Source organism: Cellulosilyticum sp. ST5 (genome assembly GCF_046529625.1).
GTDB classification, from domain to species: Bacteria; Bacillota; Clostridia; order Lachnospirales; family Cellulosilyticaceae; genus Cellulosilyticum; species Cellulosilyticum lentocellum.
On sequence record NZ_CP132338.1, the window covers coordinates 1,088,865 to 1,109,394 of the forward strand.

Here is a 20,530-nt window from a genome sequence, read left to right on the forward strand (position 1 = left end):
AGGAGATAGAAGATGGAAAATAAAAGTCCAATCGTAACGATTACTATGGATGATGATAGTCAAATCATCTTAGAACTTTACCCAGAGGTAGCACCAGAGTCTGTTAAAAACTTTATTTCTCTTGTAGAAAAAGGTTTTTACAATGGACTAACATTCCACCGTATTATCCCAGGATTTATGATTCAAGGTGGATGTCCTGAAGGAACAGGTACAGGTGGACCTGGTTACCGTATTAAAGGTGAATTCGCACAAAATGGTGTGAAAAATGATTTAAAACATGCGCGTGGTGTACTTTCTATGGCCCGTAGTATGATGCCAGATTCAGCTGGGTCACAATTCTTTATTATGCATGCAGATGCACCTCATTTAGATGGACAATATGCTGCATTTGGTAAAGTGACTGAAGGAATGGATACAGTAGATTATATCGCTAATGTTGGTACAGACTTTAGTGATAGACCTGTTGTACCAGTAAGAATGAAAACAGTAACAGTGGATACAAAGGGTGAAACTTACGAGGCACCTAACAAGCTTTAAAAAGTATAGAAGCCAAATAAATGGACACAATGAAAAAGAGTTGTTGGTAAATATTTGATGGCTATGCTATAATAAAACAAGTAATTATTCCTAAGGAGGAACTATAAAATGGAAGATAACAAAAACTGTGGATGTGGCTGTGGCTGCGGACATGAAGAAGAAAATACAAGCGGATGTGGCTGTGGTCACGATCATGATGAAGAAGAAACACTCATCTATGTTACTTTTGAAGACGAAGATCAAGAAGTAGCTTGCAGTGTACTTAGTATTTTTGAATGTGACGGTAGAGAATATATTGCCCTTGCACCAAAAGAAGAAGTAGAAAATGCGGATGAAGCAGAAGTTCTTTTCTATCGTTTTTCAGAAGATGGAGACGATGTTCAACTTGATGATATTGAAACAGATGAAGAATGGGATAAAGTAGCATCAGTATTTGATGAAGAATTCTTCGGACCATTTGATGACGAAGAAGAATAAGAAACAGGGCGCTGGCCCTGTTTTTTATTGCTATTTCCTAATGGATAGTGAGAGGGAGAAATAATGAAGTTCACATCATGTTTTCGTTAGGGCCATAATGACCTGCAACATCTCTAAGATCGTTTAAGTCTTGAATAATAGCATAAAAAAGGAAGAAAACATACATACTTATAAAAAATAAAATAAGGAAGTGAACCAATGAAAAAGGTGATTTTATTTTTGATAGGTATAGTGGTTGCTGGTGGACTTTTTTATGGGCTTCAAGGAAGCAGTAAGGACCAAAGAGAGGCAAGGATAACGCTTCACCCGATAGCAACAGTGACATTAGGCAATGGACAACAATTTAAAGTAGAACTTTATCCTGAAGAAGCGCCTAATACAGTTAATAACTTTATTGCACTTGTAAAAGGAAATTATTATGGTGACTTAACGTTCAATAAAATTTTACCAGATTATTTACTGCAAACAGGTGATAAAATAGGGGATGGGACAGGATTTCCGGGTTATTTTATTCGAAGTGAATGTAGTGACAATGGTTATAAGAATGATGTACCTTTAGATGAAGGCGTTGTTTGTATGTCCCGCGGACAAAAGTATAATACGGAAGGGTCGCAATTTTTTATTTTATTAAGTCCTAGAAAGGATTTAGAAGGGACTTATGCAGCCTTTGGGAAAGTCATTGAAGGATTAGACTGCTTAAAAGAAATGAGTAAAATGGCACCAAATGAGTTGATGCAACGAGAAGAAGGACTCCAAGTAAGTCGTATAGAAGTGAATACCTTTGGAAAATATTATGGAGAGCCACAAGTACTTTCATTAGCTGAAGTACGTGAGCTAAAATAAATGATTTCAGAGTACACTCAAAGAGTAGGGTATTATTTAAATCTTGACAATAGGTCAGCTTTTATTTACAGTTATAAGATGAGATTATGTATATAGGTGATTAAAATGAGAGAAAAAACATATGACAACCAAAGCATATCTGCACTTAAAGGTGCAGATCGTGTTAGATTACGTCCGGGTGTTATTTTTGGTTCAGATGGTATAGAGGGGTGTCAACATTCTGTATTTGAGATTCTAGCAAACTCTATCGATGAATTTAAAGAAGGCTATGGACATACTATTAAGGTGACCTTGCACGCTGATCATTCTATCACAATTGAGGATTTTGGTAGAGGTATTCCTGTTGATTATAATGAAGCAGAAGCACGTTATAACTGGGAACTTGTTTTTTGCGAGCTTTATGCAGGGGGAAAATATAATAATAATGAAGGCGACAACTATGAATTTAGTTTAGGTCTTAACGGACTTGGTAGTTGTGCAACACAGTATAGTTCGGAATTCATGGATGTAGAAGTGAAACGCGACGGTTATATTTATAATCTTCACTTTGAAAAAGGTGAAAATATTGGGGGACTTAGAAAAACAAAAGCGGAGTATAAGCAAACGGGTAGTAAAATTCATTGGAAACCCGATCACGATGTTTTTACAGATGTGAATGTTTCTTCTGAGTATTTTTATGATGTCTTAAAAAGACAAGCAGTTGTTAATAAAAATCTGGAATTCATTTTTACAGATGAAATAAGTAATGAAAAACATGTCTACCTTTATGAAGATGGTATCTTAGGCTATGCAAAAGAAGTTGCTGAAGAGAAGAATTTTACAGACGTGGTTTTTACAGAGCAAGAAACAAAGGGAAAAGACCGTGAAGATAGACCTGAATATAAATTAAAGTTCCAAGTTGCTTTTTGTTTTTGTAACGAGAAAAATATGCTTGAGTACTATCATAACTCAAGTTATTTAGAGTACGGTGGTTCACCAGATAAGGCGATTAAGAATGCTTTTGTTTATGCCATTGATCAATATCTTAAAAACGAAAATCTTTATAATAAAGATGAAAAGAAAATTACTTTTGTAGATATACAAGATAGCCTTATATTGATCTCTAATTCATTCTCAACGGTAACTAGCTATGAAAATCAAACGAAAAAAGCAATTACTAATAAATTTATACAAGAAGCCATTCAGGAATACTTAAAGGAATTCCTTTATATTTATTTCATTGAGAATAAAGATGCCGCTATGCTTATTGCCAAGCAAGTACTTGTGAATAAACGTAGCCGTGAAAAAGCTGAACGTACACGTATTAATGTGCGTAAACAGTTAAGTGGTAGTATCGATATAGGTAATCGTATTAAAAAGTTCGTGGATTGTCGTACAAAAGATGTAACAAGACGAGAACTTTATATTGTAGAAGGGGATTCGGCTTTAGGTTCTTGTAAGTTAGGAAGAGATTCAGAGTTCCAAGGTATTATGCCAGTAAGAGGGAAAATTCTTAACTGCTTAAAAGCAGATTATGATAAAATTTTTAAAAGTGATATTATCATAGATTTATTGAAGGTTTTAGGCTGTGGTATTGAAATTACTTCTAAACACAATAAAGACCTTCATACCTTTGAGCTTGATAATTTACGTTGGAATAAAGTCATTATTTGTACAGATGCCGATGTAGACGGTTATCAAATTCGTACCTTGATTTTAACGATGCTCTATGCTTTAGTACCTACTTTAATTAAAGAAGGACGTGTTTTTATTGCAGAAACACCACTTTATGAAATTAATACGAAGGATAAAGTTTATTTTGCTTATTCAGAATATGAAAAAACAGAAATTCTAAGCAAGATTAAAACGAAATATACCATTCAACGTTCCAAAGGACTAGGTGAAAATGATCCTGATATGATGTGGGAAACAACCATGTGTCCTGAAAGTCGTCGTTTAATCCAAGTCATGCCAGAAAATATGGAAGACACTCAAACGATGTTTGATGTCCTTTTGGGAGATGATTTAAAAGGACGTAAGCAGTTTATAGCAGATGAAGGTTATCGCTATTTAGACTTAGCGGATATGAGTTAAAAGAAAGGATGACGCGTAGTGGACCAATTTGTTATCAAGCAAAATATCACGGAAACATTAGAAAGTAATTATATGCCTTATGCCATGAGTGTTATCGTGTCTAGGGCATTACCAGAAATCGATGGCTTTAAGCCTTCCCATCGTAAATTACTTTATACGATGTATAAAATGAATTTAATAAAAGGCTTACGTACGAAATCAGCTAATATTGTAGGACAAACGATGAAGCTCAATCCTCACGGTGATGGGGCTATTTATGAAACTATGGTACGTTTAACAAAAGGCTACAGTGCTTTAATAACACCTTTTGTAGACTCTAAAGGTAACTTTGGTAAAGTTTACTCTAGAGATATGGCTTATGCTGCAGCCCGTTATACTGAAGCTAAACTCAGTGAGATTTGCACAGAGGTGTTTAATGACATTGAAGAGGATGCAGTAGACTTCGTAGATAACTATGATGGAACATTGAAGGAGCCTGTTCTACTTCCAACACGTTTTCCTAACATTTTAGTGAATCCTAATCAAGGGATAGCTGTTGGAATGGCTAGTAACTTTTGTTCTTTTAATTTAAAAGAAGTCTGTAATGCAACGATTGCTTACCTTAAAAATGAAGATGCTGATGTACTTGAACATATTATAGCACCTGATTTTCCCACAGGTGGACAGATTATTTTAGATGAAACTGAAATGAGAGAGGTACTAGAAACCGGTAAGGGAAGCTTTAAGGTACGTGCTAAATATCATTATATTAAAAAAGAAAATTGTATTGAGATTATAGAGATTCCTTATACCACAACAGTAGAAGCAATCATTGATAAAATTGAAGAACTCGTTAAAGCTGGGAAAATTAAAGAAATCACTGATGTAAGAGATGAGACGGATTTATCTGGGCTAAAATTAACGATTGATTTAAAGCGTAGTACAGATCCTGAAATGTTGATGCAAAAGCTCTTTAAGTCAACGCCACTAGAAGATAGCTTTAGCTGTAATTTTAACTTATTGATTAATGGGATGCCTAAAGTATTAGGCTTTAAAGAAATTATTAAAGAGTGGTGCGAATTTAGACAACAATGTGTTGTACGTAAGTATCGTTTTGCTATTGAAAAAATGGAGAAGCGTTATCATCTTTTAATAGGTCTTAAGCAAATTCTTTTAGATATTGATAAAGCTATTGAGATTGTTCGCCATACAGAAAAAGAAAAAGATGTTGTACCACGCTTAATGGCGCATTTTGAAATTAGTGAAATGCAGGCTGATTACGTAGCAGAGATCAAATTACGTCACTTAAATAAACAGTATATTCTAGAAACCTTAAAGGAATTAGATGAGTTAGAAAAGAAAATTGCTGAGTTAAAAGATATTATTGAAAACCCAAAAAAAGTTAAAAAAGTGATTAGTGATGAACTTAAGGTCATTCAAAAGAAATTTGGAACTGAACGCCAAACAGAAGTGATTAAGCATACAGAAGTTGTGAAAGTGAAGCATGAAGAGCTTATTGAAGATTATAATGTGAAGCTATTTTTTACAGATCATCAATACTTAAAGAAAATCACACTAGTTTCTTTAAGAAGTAGTGGTGAACAAAAGCTAAAAGAAGATGATACGATTATTCAAGAAATAGAGGCGAGTAATCGTAGTGATCTCTTACTCTTTACCAATAAAAGTAATGTTTATAAATTAAAGCTCCACGAAATAGAAGATACAAAAGCTAGCCAATTTGGCGTGTACTTACCTAATTTATTGGATCTTGAAGAGGGTGAACAAATTTTAGCGATTCACAGTACAACAGATTACACGGGCTATATAGCTTTTGGATTTAGTACAGGTAAAGTAGCTAAAGTACCGGTAGCTGCCTATGAAACCAAGACGAATCGTAAAAAACTCATCAAAGCTTTTTATGGTAAATCACCTTGCGTGGGCATTGCTTTTGTGGAAGAAGAAGACATACTTCTTTTAACAAGAGAAGATGATAAAGTAGGCGTTGTACCTGTAGTACTTTTAGAAGAAAAACAAAAACGTGATGCTAATGGTGTTCAAGCCTTAAGCATTACTAAGAAGATTGGTATGAAGAAACTTGTAAAAGCAAGTGAACTCACAGAAGAAATGATAGCGCGATTAGCAAAAGAATTGCCAGCAACTGCTAAATCACTAGAGAACAAATAGAAAATCTATCATTAATAGATAAAGTTATTCATGAAGATGAAATGAGGGGAATTGAATGAGAGCAAGTGTAAAAGCTGCAAAACGTATAATTATTAAAATAGGTACATCGTCTTTAACCCATGAAAATGGGAAAGTTAACTTAGATAAAATGGAAAAGCTAGCACGTGTTTTAACAGATTTAAATAACTCCGGAAAAGAAATCGTTTTAGTTTCTTCAGGAGCTATTGGCGCTGGAATGCAGCGTATTGGTCGCAATAAAAGACCAGAAGACTTACCTTTAAAACAAGCTACAGCAGCCATTGGACAAGCTATCTTGATGAAAATGTATCAAAAGTTCTTTGATGAATATAATCAAGTCATTGCACAAATACTACTGACAAAAGATGTTATTGAAGACCCTATTAAAAGTAACAATGCTAAAAATACATTTGAAACGTTATTGGATTTAGGTGTCATCCCTATTATTAATGAAAATGACTGTATATCTACAGCTCAAATTGAAGGTTATCGTTTTGGAGATAATGATACCTTATCAGCTACAGTTGCAGAGCTCATTCATGCGGACCTTTTAATTTTACTTACAGATATTGAGGGACTATATACTGCTAATCCTAAAGAGGATGCAGAGGCTACGCTTATTCCACAGGTGGATGATATTACTGAGGATGTCAAAGCATTGGCTGGAGGTTCAGGTTCTCATCTAGGAACAGGTGGCATGATTACTAAAATTATAGCAGCTGAAATAGCGAAGGCTTGTGGTACTGAAACGATTGTGGCTTCTGGTGAAGAAATAGAAATCTTAAGAGAGATACTACGTGGTGAAGCCATAGGAACGTGGTTTACTGCTTAATGAAGAAAGGAATTAAATCTATGGAGATGGATGAATTAATTAAGGAAATTAATGCCCTAGCTCATAAAAAGAAAAAAGAAGGCTTAACAGCTGAAGAACAGATTAGACAAGATCACTTACGTCAGCAATATTTAGCCATTTTTAGAGGTAATTTTAAAAGTCAATTAGAGCATACAAAGATTAAAACGCCAGATGGCAAATTACATCCTTTAAAATATATGCCAAGTGATAAAAAACCTCATTAGTAGCAAAAAGAAATAAGATGAAAAATAGCGATGGGCACGTATCCCATCGCTATTTTACGCCTAAGCACTTGAAGAAACGTAATTGCTAATTAAGGTATTGTAGTATACAATAATAGAGGAAGAAGTATGAATAAGAAATAAAGAATGAAAAATAAAGAGGTATTATCCAGAAAATAAAAGTAGAGAACCTACATAGATAAGGAAAAGGAGTAACCCATGATCACCTATTTAGTTGGAACCTTAGAGCATATTGGGGAGAATACATTAGTTATAGAAGTTTATGGCGTGGGCTACGAAGTATTTTGTAGTAGTCGTACTTTAAGTGAATTAAATGGCACCCGTGAAAAAGTGAAAATATATATTCATGAGCATATTAAAGAAGATGGTCATGACCTATATGGCTTTTACCATATGGAAGATAGAGAATTATTTAGAAAGCTCATTAGTGTGAGTGGTATTGGGCCTAAAGGTGGTATGCAAGTTTTCAATACTTATAGCAGCCAAGAAGTCATAGAGATTATTTTAAATCAGGATAGTAAGGCGCTAAGTAAAGTGAGTGGTATTGGGCCTAAAACAGCACAGCGTATTATTTTAGAGCTCAAAGATAGTATTGGTAAATTATTTGTACCAGATTTAAGCTTACTTGAAACAGGATTAAAGGATGAATCGGCCAAAGCAGAAGCTATAGAAGCGCTTGAGGCTTTAGGTTATGCCGCTCAAGAAGCGAGAAAAGCGGTAGAAGCTATTTATGATTATAAAGCAAATAGTGAAGAACTTATTAAAAAAGCTTTAAGCTTATTAGGAATGTAAAGGGGGATGAAACGTGGAAAAACGCATCATGTCTAGTGATTTACAACTAGAAGATAACGAGATAGAGAGTAATATTAGACCCCTTACCTTAAGTGATTATATAGGACAAACGGCTATTAAAGAAAACATTAAGATTTTTATCGAAGCTGCTAAGCAGCGGGGGGAAGCTTTAGACCATGTACTCCTTTATGGACCTCCAGGACTTGGTAAAACGACTATGGCGGGTGTAATTGCTAGTGAGATGGGCGTTAAGTTTAAAGTAACCTCGGGTCCTGCTATCGAAAAGCCAGGAGATATTGCTGCTATTTTAAATAATTTGCAGCATGGAGACATTTTGTTTATTGATGAAATTCATCGTATGAGCCGCCATGTTGAGGAAGTCCTTTATTCAGCTATGGAGGATTATTGTATTGATATTGTAGTAGGCAAAGGACCAGCAGCAAAGTCAATTCGTTTAACCTTGCCTAAGTTTACCTTAATTGGCGCTACCACAAGAGCAGGGATGCTGAGCTCACCACTACGTGACCGCTTTGGTATTATTCAGAGATTAGAGTATTATACCATGCAAGAATTAGGGTGTATTCTTAAGCGTACAGCTGCCATATTGCAAACACCTATTACAGAGGAGGCGGCTTTAGAGTTAGCTAAATGTAGTCGTGGCACACCTAGGGTAGCCAATAGGTTATTAAAACGTGTAAGAGACATTGCACTCATTAAATACGACAATCATATCGATGAGGAAGTATGTACCAAAGCATTAGAATTACTTAGTATTGACCGTAATGGTCTTGATGATATTGACAGACGTATTATTCAGGCAATTGCTTTGCAGTTTAAAGGAGGACCTGTAGGATTAGATACTTTAGCAGCGGCTATTGGTGAAGAAAGAGATACCTTAGAGGATGTTTATGAACCATATCTCATTCAACAAGGGTATATGCAGCGTACACCAAGAGGCCGTATGTTAGCACCAAAAGCGTATGAAACCTTTGAGTTAAAAACCTTATAGTATTTTTTGATAGGTTATGCTATAATTGGGACAAGAATAATTGCATGTAATGGGGTGAAATGCATGTCAAAAAACAAAGTAGAAGTGGTGATTGGTGGACTCATTTATGCCCTTCAAGGTGAAGAGTCTGAGGAACACATGCAAAAAGTGGCTAAGCTCATTAATGAAAAGACACATGAGGTGCAGTCAGTATATCATAAACAACGCGTTAATCCTGGACGTATGAATATGTTGGTGACGCTTAATATAGCAGATGAGTGTGTGAAAAGTAAACAAGAATTAGAACGTTATATGGCTGAATTAGAGAAATGCAATCGGGAGAACCTAGCTCTAAAAGATAAGGTGAAAGAACTAACTTTAGAGTTAACAGAAAGTAAGCAGCAATTAGCTGCTACAGAACAATTTAAGAAAAAAGAACATACAAACAGGGGGAGATAAAACTTCCCCTGTTGTGCTTATAGAAAAGGAGAACCAAGTTGAAGAAAGCAGAACTACTAGCACCTGTAGGTAAAATGGAAAATGCTATAGCAGCTATAGAAAATGGAGCAGATGCCTTATTTGTTGGAGGCAAAGGCTTTAATGCAAGACAAGCAGCAGATAATTTTACTACAGATGAACTACAAGACATCGTAAACTATGCAAAGCTAAGAGGAGTCCGTGTTTATGTAACGGTTAATATTTTAGTGAAACAAAAAGAAATGAAAGAGTTATTTGATTACCTCACTTATTTAGAAGAAGTAGGGGTTCATGCCATTATTATTCAGGATTTAGGGATAGCACATATGGTGAAGCGCTATTTTCCCCAATTACGTATGCATGCTAGTACTCAAATGTCAGCTCATAGTATAGAAGATGTCTTGTTTTTAAAATCTCTTGGATTTAAACGTGTGGTTTTAGCTAGAGAACTGCAGCTTCAAGAAATTCAGGAGATTATTAAGACTTGTGATATAGAAGTAGAGACCTTTGTTCATGGAGCTTTGTGTTATAGCTATTCAGGACAGTGCTTAATGAGTAGCTTAATAGGAGGAAGAAGTGGCAATAGAGGTCGATGTGCACAACCTTGCCGCATGAAGTATACTTTGAAAGAAGATGGTAATGCTTTAACAAAAGAGAGTTACTTGCTCAGTTTAAAAGATATATGTAGTGTTGAGTTTTTACCACAGCTTTTGGAAGCAGGCATTCATTCGTTTAAGATTGAAGGACGTATGAAGTCACCTGAATATGTGGCTTCTGTTGTAGGTACCTATCGTAAATATATGGACTTAGCCCTTAGAAATGAAGTTTATGAGGTAACTGAGGCAGATATGGAAATCATGAAAGGTGTCTTTAATCGAGGAGGATTTTCAAAAGGTTATTATTATAATCGTGGGAATGCAAAAATGCTTACACCTAATAGTCCAAGGCATATAGGGATTAAAGCAGGAAAAGTGACTTATTTTGCACCTAAAACAGGAATGGCTACTATCAGTTTGGAAAGGGATTTACACCCAGGAGATGGACTTGAGATTATTAGAAAAGGTAAAGAAAGTGTAGGAACAGGTATTACAAAAGACTGCAGCGCAGGAAGTCAAATTAAATGTCATTTTGACTATTATGTAGAACCTGGCAGTGAGGTTTATCTGACTAAAAATCATCAGCTCCTTAAACAGCTAAAAGCAACTTATCAAAGGCCACAAAAGAAATTGCCTATTCATTTGAGTATTATAGGCCATATAGGTGAGCCTTTAGAAGTCCATTTGAATTGTGAGAATCATCGAGTGGTTTACAAAGGAGACGTATTACAAATAGCAGAAAATAATCCTGTAACCAAAGAGCAAGCCTTAAAGCAACTTACTAAATTAGGAAGTACTTCTTTTTTTGTAGAGGAAGTATCAATCCAGTGGCCAGAAGATGCTTATATAGGGATCAGTCAATTAAATCATATAAGAAGAGAAGGTATTAATCAGCTGGAAGCAGCGTTACTTAGTCATGAAGTTAATCATCCCTATAAGGCTTATGAAGAGATATCTAGAAAAGCAGCCATAGTCCCCATAGCTATCTGCCATGTAACGAGTCTAGAACAGTTAGAAGCTTGCTTACAGGTAGAAGAAGTGACAGCAATTTACTGGGAATGGCATTATGATGATGTGACAAGTAGAATAGCCTTAGAGCGCTGTAAGGCTTATGGGAAGGCTTTTTACTTGAATTTGCCAGCTATTATGAAAGATACGAGTCATAAAGCTTATAATCAAGTCATTAAAGCTTGGGCAGAGTCAGACATAGAAGGCTATGTCGTGCGAAACATGGGCGAATATGAGGTCGTTAATGGATTGGGAAAAGCAGTTATTATTGATTATAATATGAATGTGGCTAATAACGAAACGATTGCTTTATGGCAAGAGAGAGGTACTACACGTGTAACCGTTTCAGTAGAGTTAGTAGGAGAAGAACTAGACGGTCTTATTGGTGATAAAGAAAAGATTGTTTATGGTACATTGCCGATGATGACATCCGCTCAATGTGTCCTAAGAGGAACACCACAGTGCCAAAAAGGAGTAAAAGAAAAACATTTATTTGAAATCGAAGATCGTAAGCAAACTTCTTGGCGTATTCAAACAGACTGCAAGGCTTGTTATATGCAAATACTAAGCTATGAGCCATTAGTCATAAAAAATAGTGAGGTTCAAAGACTAAAGCAAAGTTTTAGTATACGCTTACAATTTACTAATGAAACGGTGGAGGAAACAAAAGCTGTATTAGCAGCATATTTTGGAACTGGAACTAAGGAGCCATTAAAAGGCACAGGATTTAAAACAGTTCTTTAAGGAGGGAACATTTTGGGGTACTTTAATTTAATGATATTACTGAGTCGCTATATTTTTGCTGGCTTTGGTATTTTGTTTATGCTAGTAGCCTTTAGTTTTATGAAACCCTTTGTCAATTATTCGTTAGGAACAAGAAAAGAGAAAAATAAATTCCTATCTCTTTGTTTATATTGCTTTCATTTAGCTGGAGTAAGTATACTTATGGGTAAACAAACTGACTCTGCTATGAAAATTGCCATTGGGATTAATGGAGTAGTGGTACTGGTTTTATTCATTATATGTTTATGGATTTTACGGTTAATGAAAAGATATCATGAACTGGTATTATGGCAGCTCATGTTCCTTTTAATAGATATCGGATTTTTGATACTAGAGCGCCTAGATCATGAGATTGCTACCAAGCAAATAGCAGCTTATATAATAGGAGTAGTTATTGCACTCATTTTTCCAAGTTTATTTTCCATTGTGATTAAACCTAATAATAAATATATTTATCTAGGTGTACTGGGAATCACAATGTTCTTACCCTTTGTGGCCGGTACGAAAATATTAGGTGCAACGAATTGGGTGAGTATTGGAGGATTTTCTTTTCAACCTTCAGAAATTGGAAAGGTTGCATTAGTTCTCTTTTTAGCATCAACTTTAAGTGATGGTGAACGGCAAAAGCAAGGTTATCGAGGGTTAATCTTTCCGGGGCTAGTGGTATTAGGGTCGTTAGGCTGTTTAGTGCTTCAGAAAGATTTAGGAGCAGTACTTTTGTATTATCTGACGAGTTTAATGATGTTATTTGTAGCAACACAAAGCTTTTTACTCCCTGGCATTGGCCTTTTAGCAGGAGGGCTAGGGAGCGTGGTGGCTTATTTCTTGTTTGGTCATGTCAGAGTGCGTGTAGCAGCTTGGCTCAATCCTTGGGCAGATATCACTGGTAATGGCTATCAAGTAGTACAAGGTTTATTTGCTATGGGTACTTGGGGATGGCTAGGCAGTGGTTTAACACGAGGTAATCCGGGGAAAATTCCTTATGCCGTATCAGATTATATATTTGCAGCAGCTTGTGAGGAGTTTGGAAATATCATAGGTGTTGTCATTTTATTTGCTTATTTAGGCATTATTTTACTTTGCTTGCAAGTAGCTTTTCGTTATAGTCATGCTTTTTACCGACTTGTTATCATTGGAATTGCCACTATTTTCACCATGCAAACCTTTATTATTATAGGGGGTGTACTTAAGTTGATTCCACTTACAGGGATCACCACACCTTTTATGAGTGCAGGAGGTAGTTCAATGGTGGTAAGTATGGGTATGATTGGGTTAATTACCTACTTCTCCTATAAAGGACGAATGAATGAAAGTAAGGAGGAGATAAAGGATGAACAAGCGTAAAAATAAAGATAAGAATAAAAATACAAATGAAGATAAAAGAATGAAACAAGGCAAAAAAAATAATCAAGATAGAAAAATGATTTACACCATAGCAGCAATTTTTATTATGCTATTTGCGCTGCTTATTGGTTATATGGTATATTTTACAATTTTTAAACAAAAACAGATGGCTGTTCATCCCCAAAATACCAGGTTAAATAGTTTGGAATCTGAAGTGATAAGGGGAAATATTTATGATACGACAACTAAAGAATTATTAGCAACAACGACAGAGGATGGTGAACGCTATTATCCTTATAAAAGCCTGTATGCCCATCCTATTGGCTATGCACAAAGTGGTAAAACAGGCGTTGAGGCACTAGCAAATCAGCAATTACTTTATCCAAGTTATGATATTATCTCGCTTTTTAAAGCAGCCTTTATGAATAAGAAATTTGAAGGAAGAGATGTCGTACTTACTTTAGATCACCGCTACCAAGAAGCAGTAGCAAGAGGCATGGAGGGCAAAAGGGGAGGTGTTGTTGTCATGGAAGCTACAACAGGAAAAATTCGTGCCATGTATAGTACACCTCATTTTGATCCCAATAAAATAGTAGAAAACTGGTCCAAGCTTAATACAGATACGGAAGATACACCTTTAGTGAATCGTGCAACAAAAGGACTATACCCACCAGGATCTATTTTCAAGATTGTAACTACCTTAGCGTATATGCAAACACATCCAGGGGAAACGTTAGATTTTACCCATGATTGTACAGGAAGTATTAGTGGAACTGATTATACCATTAAGTGTTATAACCAAGCAGTACATGGTAAGTTGGGTTTAACAGAAGCTTTTGCAAAGTCTTGTAATACCTATTTTATTGCATTAGCAGAAAGTTTGCCAGCAGGTGCTTTAAAAGCAGCAGCAGAGTCGGTTGGCTATAATGGGCCTTTAAATTTTGATATGGATTATTCAATGAGCCGTTTTAGTTTAAATGAAAAAGGCAGCACGTTAGCTACTAGTCAAGATAAAGCAGGAGCTACGAATACTTCAGATGTGATTAGCTCAGATTTTGAAAAAGCAGCTACTGCTATTGGACAAGGAAAAACGCTAACATCGCCTCTTCATATGGCAATATTGGCATCTGCTATTATCAATGATGGTGTAAGTATGAAACCTTATTTAATTGAGTATTCTATGACTAAAACAGGTACTATAAAGCTTAATAATAGACCTAAACAAACAGGCGCACTAATGACAGAGGAGCAGGCTAAAATGCTACAAGAGCTTATGGAAAATGTAGTGGACCATGGAACAGCTGTTTCCCTACCTGAAAAAGGACTTATTGTTGGAGGAAAAACAGGAACAGCTCAAAATGAAACAGAAGATGATCATTCTTGGTTTATGGGATATGCCAAAGACCCTAATGGTAATAAAGCACCTATTGCCTTTGCTGTTGTTGTAGAAGGTGGAGGTAAAGGAGCACAAGCTTTAAAAGTATGTGACCAGATTTTACAAGCTTATCGTAATAGTGAAGAATGAAAAACAGGTGTTATTGCTAAAAACAATAACACCTGTTTTTTAAAAATAAATTGGTAAAAAATAGCATATCATGAAAAAATGGCCAGATCATAAACGGATATGCTATAATGAAATGACATAATATTACAGATACTATACATAGACAGCTAGGAGAACATGGTATGAACAAGAAAATGACAAGTCTTTTACTAGGGATGACAATGGCTTTTAGTATGCCGATACAATCTACTATATATGCCGAGGAAGTAAATGCAGTCCAGCAAGAAGATAAGGAGATAAAAGAAGATAATGAAATAAAAGAAGAAGCAGATACAGTGCAAGAAGATCATGTTAAACAGGAAGAGGAAAGCAGCAAAGAATCTATGATAGATGAAGAAGAGCAGGTACAAGAGGAATCTACTTCTGCTTCTGATATAGGTGAGACATTTCATGTCAATGAGGATGAAACTATATCTAAGCTCATCATGACCATTGGAAAAAAACAAGCTATATTAGATGGAACAACTTATACATTGCAAACGGCACCGAAGATTATTAAAGAAAGAACTTATTTACCCCTGCGCTTTGTAGCTGAAAATATATTGAAAGCACAAGTGGACTTTAATCATTCGCAGAAACAGATCGTTATTCATAAAGTGGGAATGCGTGTTATATTAGAAGTAGGCAAAAATACAGCTATTGTTAATGGTGAAAAAGTTGATTTAGATGGTGCACCAGTCATTGAGGCAAGTACGACTTTAGTACCACTTAGGTTTTTAGGTGAGACCTTTGGTTTACAAGTAGATTATCATCATACTCAAAAGCAAGTGATACTGAGTAAAAAGCAAGAAATAACCACATCTAATAAAGCGCCTACAGCACATTTTAGTTTTAAAAAGGAAAGTTACTCAGAAGGTGAAACCATAGAACTGATAGAAGATAGTTATGATGAAGATGGTGATCGGATTGTAGCTAGAAATTGGGAATTAAGCGGTAAAGGTAGTAGCCAAGATGTGAGTAGCTTACTTAAAAATCTTAAAGAAGGTACTTATGAACTCACATTAAAAGTAAAGGATGAAAAAGGGTTGTGGAGTAGTGCTTATGCACAAAGCTTAGTTATTATACCGAATAAGCCACCTGTTATAACGACTTTTAGCACACAAAAAACTAGCTATGCTCAAGGGGAAGCTTTAAGTTTTGATTATACTTATGACAATGAAGAAGGGGAAGGTATTTCTAAGGAAAGATGGACTTATCGTAGTGTAAATGAAGCATCTAATCAAGCTGTTATTACAAAGCCATATGCCTTCTTTGCTCCTGGTGAGTATATCGTTACGCTGGAGCTTACAGATATAGCTGGTAAAGTAAGTGAAGAGATGCAAACAACTGTACATATTACAAAAGAAATAAGGCAAACAGAATGGGCTTATCATTTTACTCAAGGTAAAATAGGAGATACTATTGATAATTATCAAGGAATTAACTACAGAAATTATAAGACAGCAACCATTAAAAGTCAGTTGCAAAATAAAGATACTTTATGGATGAGTGATTCGCCAGAGGTTGTAACGACAAATGGTATTTTATATAAAGGTGATTTTACTGGTGAAGGAAGAGTGCTTTTACACCATATTAATGGGTTTAATGAAAATGTAGCTTCCGAAAAACGTTTTGTTTTAGTTGCAGAAAATAATGAAGAAGAGCCTATTACCATACGTATTAGCCAAGAGGTAATAAAAGGACCAGTAGAAGATGTACTTTACTTAGGCCAGCAGGTACTGTATGATTATTGGAAAAGTAACTCATCAAGAACCATTACACTTGCCCCGGGGCAAAAAGTAGCTTTATATGATTCAAAAAATAAGACTTGGCTTAAGGAACAATGTATTTCAGGAATTATGAATTTAGAGACTAATGGTACAGTTCAATTAACAACCGCTGTTATGGATAGAACAGATGATCTAAATCAATTAGATACATTGCCTCTTTTAGATAAGAGTATTCACGTAAGAGGTACCTTTGAAGGAACTGTACGTTATTATGATTTAGATATAGAAAAAGGTAAATCAACACAAATTGTATTAGGTGAAACACCAGAAGAATGGGTATCAGGAGCTGATGCAATTACAGGAGAATGGATTCAAAATAAAGGAAACTTTGGTGTGACTTATAGACTTACCTTAACGGCTCAGGAAGATACAGGGATTATTTTAAATCCAAGGGCTGATGTTTTTAGAGGTGCAATTAAATGGGTAGATACAGACACTTACCTGGCGCCAAATGCAGGATATTTTATGGGACAAAACAAAAAAGCAGTTTTACTAGGTGTTATTAAAAAAGGAGAAACAAGAGTACTTGAGTATATGTTACCAAATGGCTCTTCTGCACCGGTACTGCTTGGATTTATTCCAAAAAGCCAGTGGTAATTAAAAGTCCTACAGGTAAACTGTTCATAGGCTGAAGAATGGAAAGGAGATTATCATGAATCAAGAGATGAAAGCTTTAGCTAAAAAAGTAATCACAAAAGATGATTTTGAATATGAGGTTTGTAGACAAGGCTGGAATAGAGGAATAGAACAGTATCCTTTAGCTATTGTTTATTGCCAAAAGGAAGAGGAAATACAAGCAACCATTGCTTATGCCAAAAATCATCATTATGATTTGCGTATTCGTTCAGGGGGACATCACTATGAGGGATATTCTAATGGAAATGAGGTTATAGTCATTGATGTCAGTGAAATGAACGCTATTGAAGTCAATGAAAATAGGCAAACGGTGACGATTCAAGGTGGTGTTAGAAATGAAGCCTTGTATAAGGCTTTAGGAGAAAAAGGCTATCCTTTTCCAGGGGGAGGTTGTCCGACTGTAGGAGTAGCAGGATTAACACTTGGTGGAGGCTGGGGCTATTCAGCTAGGTTTTTAGGACTAGCAGCAGATTCACTTTTAGAATTAGAATTAGTAGATGCTTATGGAAAAATACTTGTAGCCAATGAAAAGGTAAATCCAGAATTATTTTGGGCATGTAAAGGTGCAGGTGGAGGGCAGTTTGGTGTAGTTACCAAGCTTGTTTATAAGCTCCCAGCAAAGGTAGACATAGCGACTTGGATTTATTTAGACTTTCCTAATAGTACACTAGTAGAAAAAAAGCAAATCATAGCCACTTGGCAAGAAACCTTTGAAACCTTGGATTCGCGTTTGAATTTAAAAATGAGCATTTATCATTCGGATGAAAGAGGCAAGGGTATCTTTATGACGGGTATTTGTTATGGAGATGCTTCATTGGCGCATGAATTATTAATGCCATTTAAGAGTATAGCATGTTCTATGGTTTTAAAATTAGAAGAGGCATCTATTTTAAAAGTGAATCAAATCATTCAAGATAGTCATCCACCTTATGAAAAGTATAAATCCAATGGGCGTTTTTTAATGAGGCGTTTACAAGACGAAGAAATAGAAGCGTTGATTAATTTGGTAGAGGTAAAACCTGAAGGCGCTTATTACGCCGCACTTTCGTTCTATGGTATGGGAGGCAAAATAGCACAGGTGCCTAAAGAAAAGGCAGCCTTTTATTATCGTGATGCAAAAGCTATTATTGGCTTACAAGCTGTCTGGGAAGATCAAGAAGCAGCACCTGTTAATAGAAAGTGGGTACTTAATCAGCTGGAACAAGTAGGAGGTTATACAGAAGGTGCTTTTGTGAATTTTCCACTAGCAGAAATAGCTGATTATGAAACAGCTTATTTTGGCACTCATACTAACCAGCTTAGAAAGATCAAGGAAAAGTATGACCCAGAAAATTGCTTTTCTTTTCCTCAAAGGATTAGAAAATAGTCACAGTAGAAAGGAAGTATCCTTTGCAACAAAAGGTGCTTTGAGTTACACTACTAAGACAGTAGAATAAAACAACATGGAGGTCAATTAATGATTCATAAAATAGGTAAAATAACAATATATGTGAATAATCAAGAAGAGGCTAAACGATTTTGGTGTGACCAATTAGAGTTTGTTGTAACTTTTGAACAGCAAATGGGCCCAGAACTTAAATGGATAGAGGTAGCGCCTAGAATAGGGGCAGAGACAACTTTTGTACTTTATGATAAGAAGGCGATGTTAGCTCAAAAAGCAGATGCTAATGTGAGCCATCCTAGCATTATTTTAAGTACGACAGATATAGCTACTGCTTATGAAAAAATGAAAAGCAAAGGTGTTGAAGTAGGTCCATTAATGCAAATGCCTTATGGAAGTATGTTTTCTTTCAAGGACATAGAAGGCAATACTTATCTACTAAGAGAAGACAAGTAACTGGCTTTAGTAAATAAGGTAAGATGAGGTCCATATCTTTATATAATAAAATAATACAAAAAAATGCAACCTTGCGATTGATGCAAGGTTGCATTTTTTGATCCAGCCACCTATGAATAACTTTTCCATGCTTACCAAGCCTCCGAAAGGGCGTCATATGGCTCCTCAGCACATAATACTTCTTTATGGCTGCAAGGTAAGTAGATAAAAGTTAAACCAAGGAGTGAGGAGCTCTTAATAGTCTTAGCCGGTGCACCCTTATGTATGAGGAAGCTAAGGCTTTAAGACTCTAGTTTAAGACTTTCTTTAGATATAAAAGATGTAAAAGCTTTTTTGACAACTTATAGGATGGCGCCTCCCGTACAGCGCACAAGTGAACCTTTTCCTTAGAGCCAGAGGTACCTATAACAATAGATTGAGACTTGGTCGACCCGGTCAGTTCCTCAGGTTAATGCTGTGGTGATTTGCCGTGGGAAGTTATTTGATTTACCTTTACTCTTATATATATGTTAGGAGAAAAACAATTCCCTAATAAAAAGTTAAAGATTTATTTATAAGCTCGTAAGATACAGGAGATTTAACTATACTAACAAGAATAAAAATCAGGCAACGTTTTCACTTGAGTTTTTTAAGAAGACCTAAAAGTAATAATTTATTTGAATATTTTAAAAACAAAGTCTATAATTTATATAAGATATATTCTTGTAAATATAGGGGGGCTATATGAAAGATAGAATCAAGTATTTTATTAATAAATTTATTTACTTTGTGGGTTTGACATGTATAGTATTTGCGATTGGATATGCAATTTTTTATGCATCAAATAGTTTTATAGCTGGATTTAAAGATGGATACAATGCCTCTGCAGGAATGATCGATTAATTTAGATTATTAATCAAGGAGCATTTTAGGAGAAGATTAAAGCTTTATCATAGACTTCAAGGGTAACCATGGATGTGTAGATATCTAGGTTATCTGTTTTTGATGCACCACAGATAATCTGTACTTATTAATAAGCTAAACAACAAGAATTCATACTAGTGATGATAGTAGTTAGTGTTTATTTAGGGGTAGAGGGGGTAAAACTATTAGCCCTCTATGTATACGGTGAATATTAACGCCAAATAATTTTCTTATTTTGTCCAAAGACACGTTGAAACTGTAGTGAGGAAACTATTTGGCAAAAGTAAATTAATGAAGTATAAAATAGTATTCTTATACTACATGTAAAATAAAACACACCTGACTCAAAATCAGGTGTGTTTTATTTGGTATCGTAATTAACAATACCGCTGGCCGGACTCGAACCGGCATGTATTTCTACGCCTGATTTTGAGTCAGGTGCGTCTGCCATTTCGCCACAGCGGCTTAAGTCATTATGTTAAGCAATGACAAAAATTATATTACCATATTTTACTCATGCTGACAAGAGACTTTATAAGACTTTTTTAGAAACAGTATTAGGGGAAGTACTAGTTATAATAAAAACATTGTATCATTTCTGATTATCCTTTAGAATAAGTAGGAAGT

At 35.4% G+C, this 20,530-nt stretch carries 17 protein-coding genes and 1 tRNA gene; 17 read left to right on the plus strand and 1 reads right to left on the minus strand.

All coding sequences use genetic code 11. The features are described from left to right. Nucleotides 1–12 precede the first annotated feature (12 nt). The 17 genes from QTL86_RS05375 to QTL86_RS05455 all read left to right on the plus strand — a co-directional run bounded on the left by QTL86_RS05375 (nucleotide 13) and on the right by QTL86_RS05455 (nucleotide 19,882). Nucleotides 13–537, plus strand: a complete 525-nt coding sequence (locus QTL86_RS05375; RefSeq protein ID WP_127066852.1) for a peptidylprolyl isomerase — start codon at nucleotides 13–15, stop codon at nucleotides 535–537. A gap of 108 nt (nucleotides 538–645) precedes the next feature. Next, nucleotides 646–1,014, plus strand: coding sequence for a DUF1292 domain-containing protein (locus QTL86_RS05380; protein WP_013657387.1), 369 nt, complete (start codon nucleotides 646–648; stop codon nucleotides 1,012–1,014). Nucleotides 1,015–1,212: 198 nt separating this feature from the next. Further along, the gene (locus tag QTL86_RS05385; protein WP_127066851.1) at nucleotides 1,213–1,857 is read left to right on the plus strand and encodes a peptidylprolyl isomerase; all 645 of its coding nucleotides are present in this window, start codon (nucleotides 1,213–1,215) and stop codon (nucleotides 1,855–1,857) included. A 105-nt stretch (nucleotides 1,858–1,962) separates the two neighbouring features. After that, a complete protein-coding gene (locus tag QTL86_RS05390; RefSeq protein WP_127066850.1) occupies nucleotides 1,963–3,930 on the plus strand; it encodes a type IIA DNA topoisomerase subunit B in 1,968 nt (655 codons plus the stop codon). An 18-nt stretch (nucleotides 3,931–3,948) separates the two neighbouring features. Further along, the gene (locus QTL86_RS05395; RefSeq protein WP_013657384.1) at nucleotides 3,949–6,093 is read left to right on the plus strand and encodes a DNA topoisomerase (ATP-hydrolyzing) subunit A; all 2,145 of its coding nucleotides are present in this window, start codon (nucleotides 3,949–3,951) and stop codon (nucleotides 6,091–6,093) included. A gap of 55 nt (nucleotides 6,094–6,148) precedes the next feature. Further along, nucleotides 6,149–6,943 carry a glutamate 5-kinase gene (proB, locus tag QTL86_RS05400; protein WP_013657383.1) on the plus strand — a complete coding sequence of 265 codons (795 nt, stop codon included), beginning with the start codon at nucleotides 6,149–6,151 and terminating at the stop codon, nucleotides 6,941–6,943. Beyond that, entirely contained in the window at nucleotides 6,943–7,188 is a 246-nt protein-coding gene (locus QTL86_RS05405; protein WP_013657382.1) for a DUF896 domain-containing protein, read from the plus strand. Before proB ends, QTL86_RS05405 begins: the two co-directional genes overlap by 1 nt. Nucleotides 7,189–7,404: 216 nt before the next feature. Next, entirely contained in the window at nucleotides 7,405–7,998 is a 594-nt protein-coding gene (gene ruvA / locus QTL86_RS05410; RefSeq protein ID WP_013657381.1) for a Holliday junction branch migration protein RuvA, read from the plus strand. A gap of 13 nt (nucleotides 7,999–8,011) precedes the next feature. Beyond that, the gene (gene ruvB / locus QTL86_RS05415; RefSeq protein ID WP_013657380.1) at nucleotides 8,012–9,007 is read left to right on the plus strand and encodes a Holliday junction branch migration DNA helicase RuvB; all 996 of its coding nucleotides are present in this window, start codon (nucleotides 8,012–8,014) and stop codon (nucleotides 9,005–9,007) included. Between the two features lie 63 nt (nucleotides 9,008–9,070). Continuing rightward, nucleotides 9,071–9,445 carry a cell division protein ZapA gene (locus tag QTL86_RS05420; RefSeq protein ID WP_410496723.1) on the plus strand — a complete coding sequence of 125 codons (375 nt, stop codon included), beginning with the start codon at nucleotides 9,071–9,073 and terminating at the stop codon, nucleotides 9,443–9,445. A 38-nt stretch (nucleotides 9,446–9,483) separates the two neighbouring features. Beyond that, entirely contained in the window at nucleotides 9,484–11,811 is a 2,328-nt protein-coding gene (locus tag QTL86_RS05425) for a DUF3656 domain-containing U32 family peptidase (RefSeq protein WP_410496724.1), read from the plus strand. Nucleotides 11,812–11,823: 12 nt separating this feature from the next. Beyond that, entirely contained in the window at nucleotides 11,824–13,194 is a 1,371-nt protein-coding gene (locus QTL86_RS05430) for an FtsW/RodA/SpoVE family cell cycle protein (RefSeq protein WP_410496725.1), read from the plus strand. Continuing rightward, nucleotides 13,181–14,719 carry a penicillin-binding transpeptidase domain-containing protein gene (locus tag QTL86_RS05435; RefSeq protein WP_013657376.1) on the plus strand — a complete coding sequence of 513 codons (1,539 nt, stop codon included), beginning with the start codon at nucleotides 13,181–13,183 and terminating at the stop codon, nucleotides 14,717–14,719. Before QTL86_RS05430 ends, QTL86_RS05435 begins: the two co-directional genes overlap by 14 nt. A gap of 161 nt (nucleotides 14,720–14,880) precedes the next feature. Further along, entirely contained in the window at nucleotides 14,881–17,124 is a 2,244-nt protein-coding gene (locus QTL86_RS05440; RefSeq protein WP_410496726.1) for a copper amine oxidase N-terminal domain-containing protein, read from the plus strand. A 55-nt stretch (nucleotides 17,125–17,179) separates the two neighbouring features. Further along, complete coding sequence (locus QTL86_RS05445; protein WP_410496727.1) at nucleotides 17,180–18,529, plus strand: FAD-binding oxidoreductase; 1,350 nt, start codon at nucleotides 17,180–17,182, stop codon at nucleotides 18,527–18,529. Nucleotides 18,530–18,619: 90 nt separating this feature from the next. Then, nucleotides 18,620–19,000, plus strand: a complete 381-nt coding sequence (locus tag QTL86_RS05450; protein ID WP_013657373.1) for a VOC family protein — start codon at nucleotides 18,620–18,622, stop codon at nucleotides 18,998–19,000. 723 nt (nucleotides 19,001–19,723) lie between these two features. Next, a complete protein-coding gene (locus QTL86_RS05455) occupies nucleotides 19,724–19,882 on the plus strand; it encodes a hypothetical protein (protein WP_013657372.1) in 159 nt (52 codons plus the stop codon). A gap of 405 nt (nucleotides 19,883–20,287) precedes the next feature. Here the strand turns inward: QTL86_RS05455 and QTL86_RS05460 are convergent. Next, nucleotides 20,288–20,368: transfer RNA gene (locus QTL86_RS05460), tRNA-Leu, on the minus strand. Nucleotides 20,369–20,530: the final 162 nt, after the last annotated feature.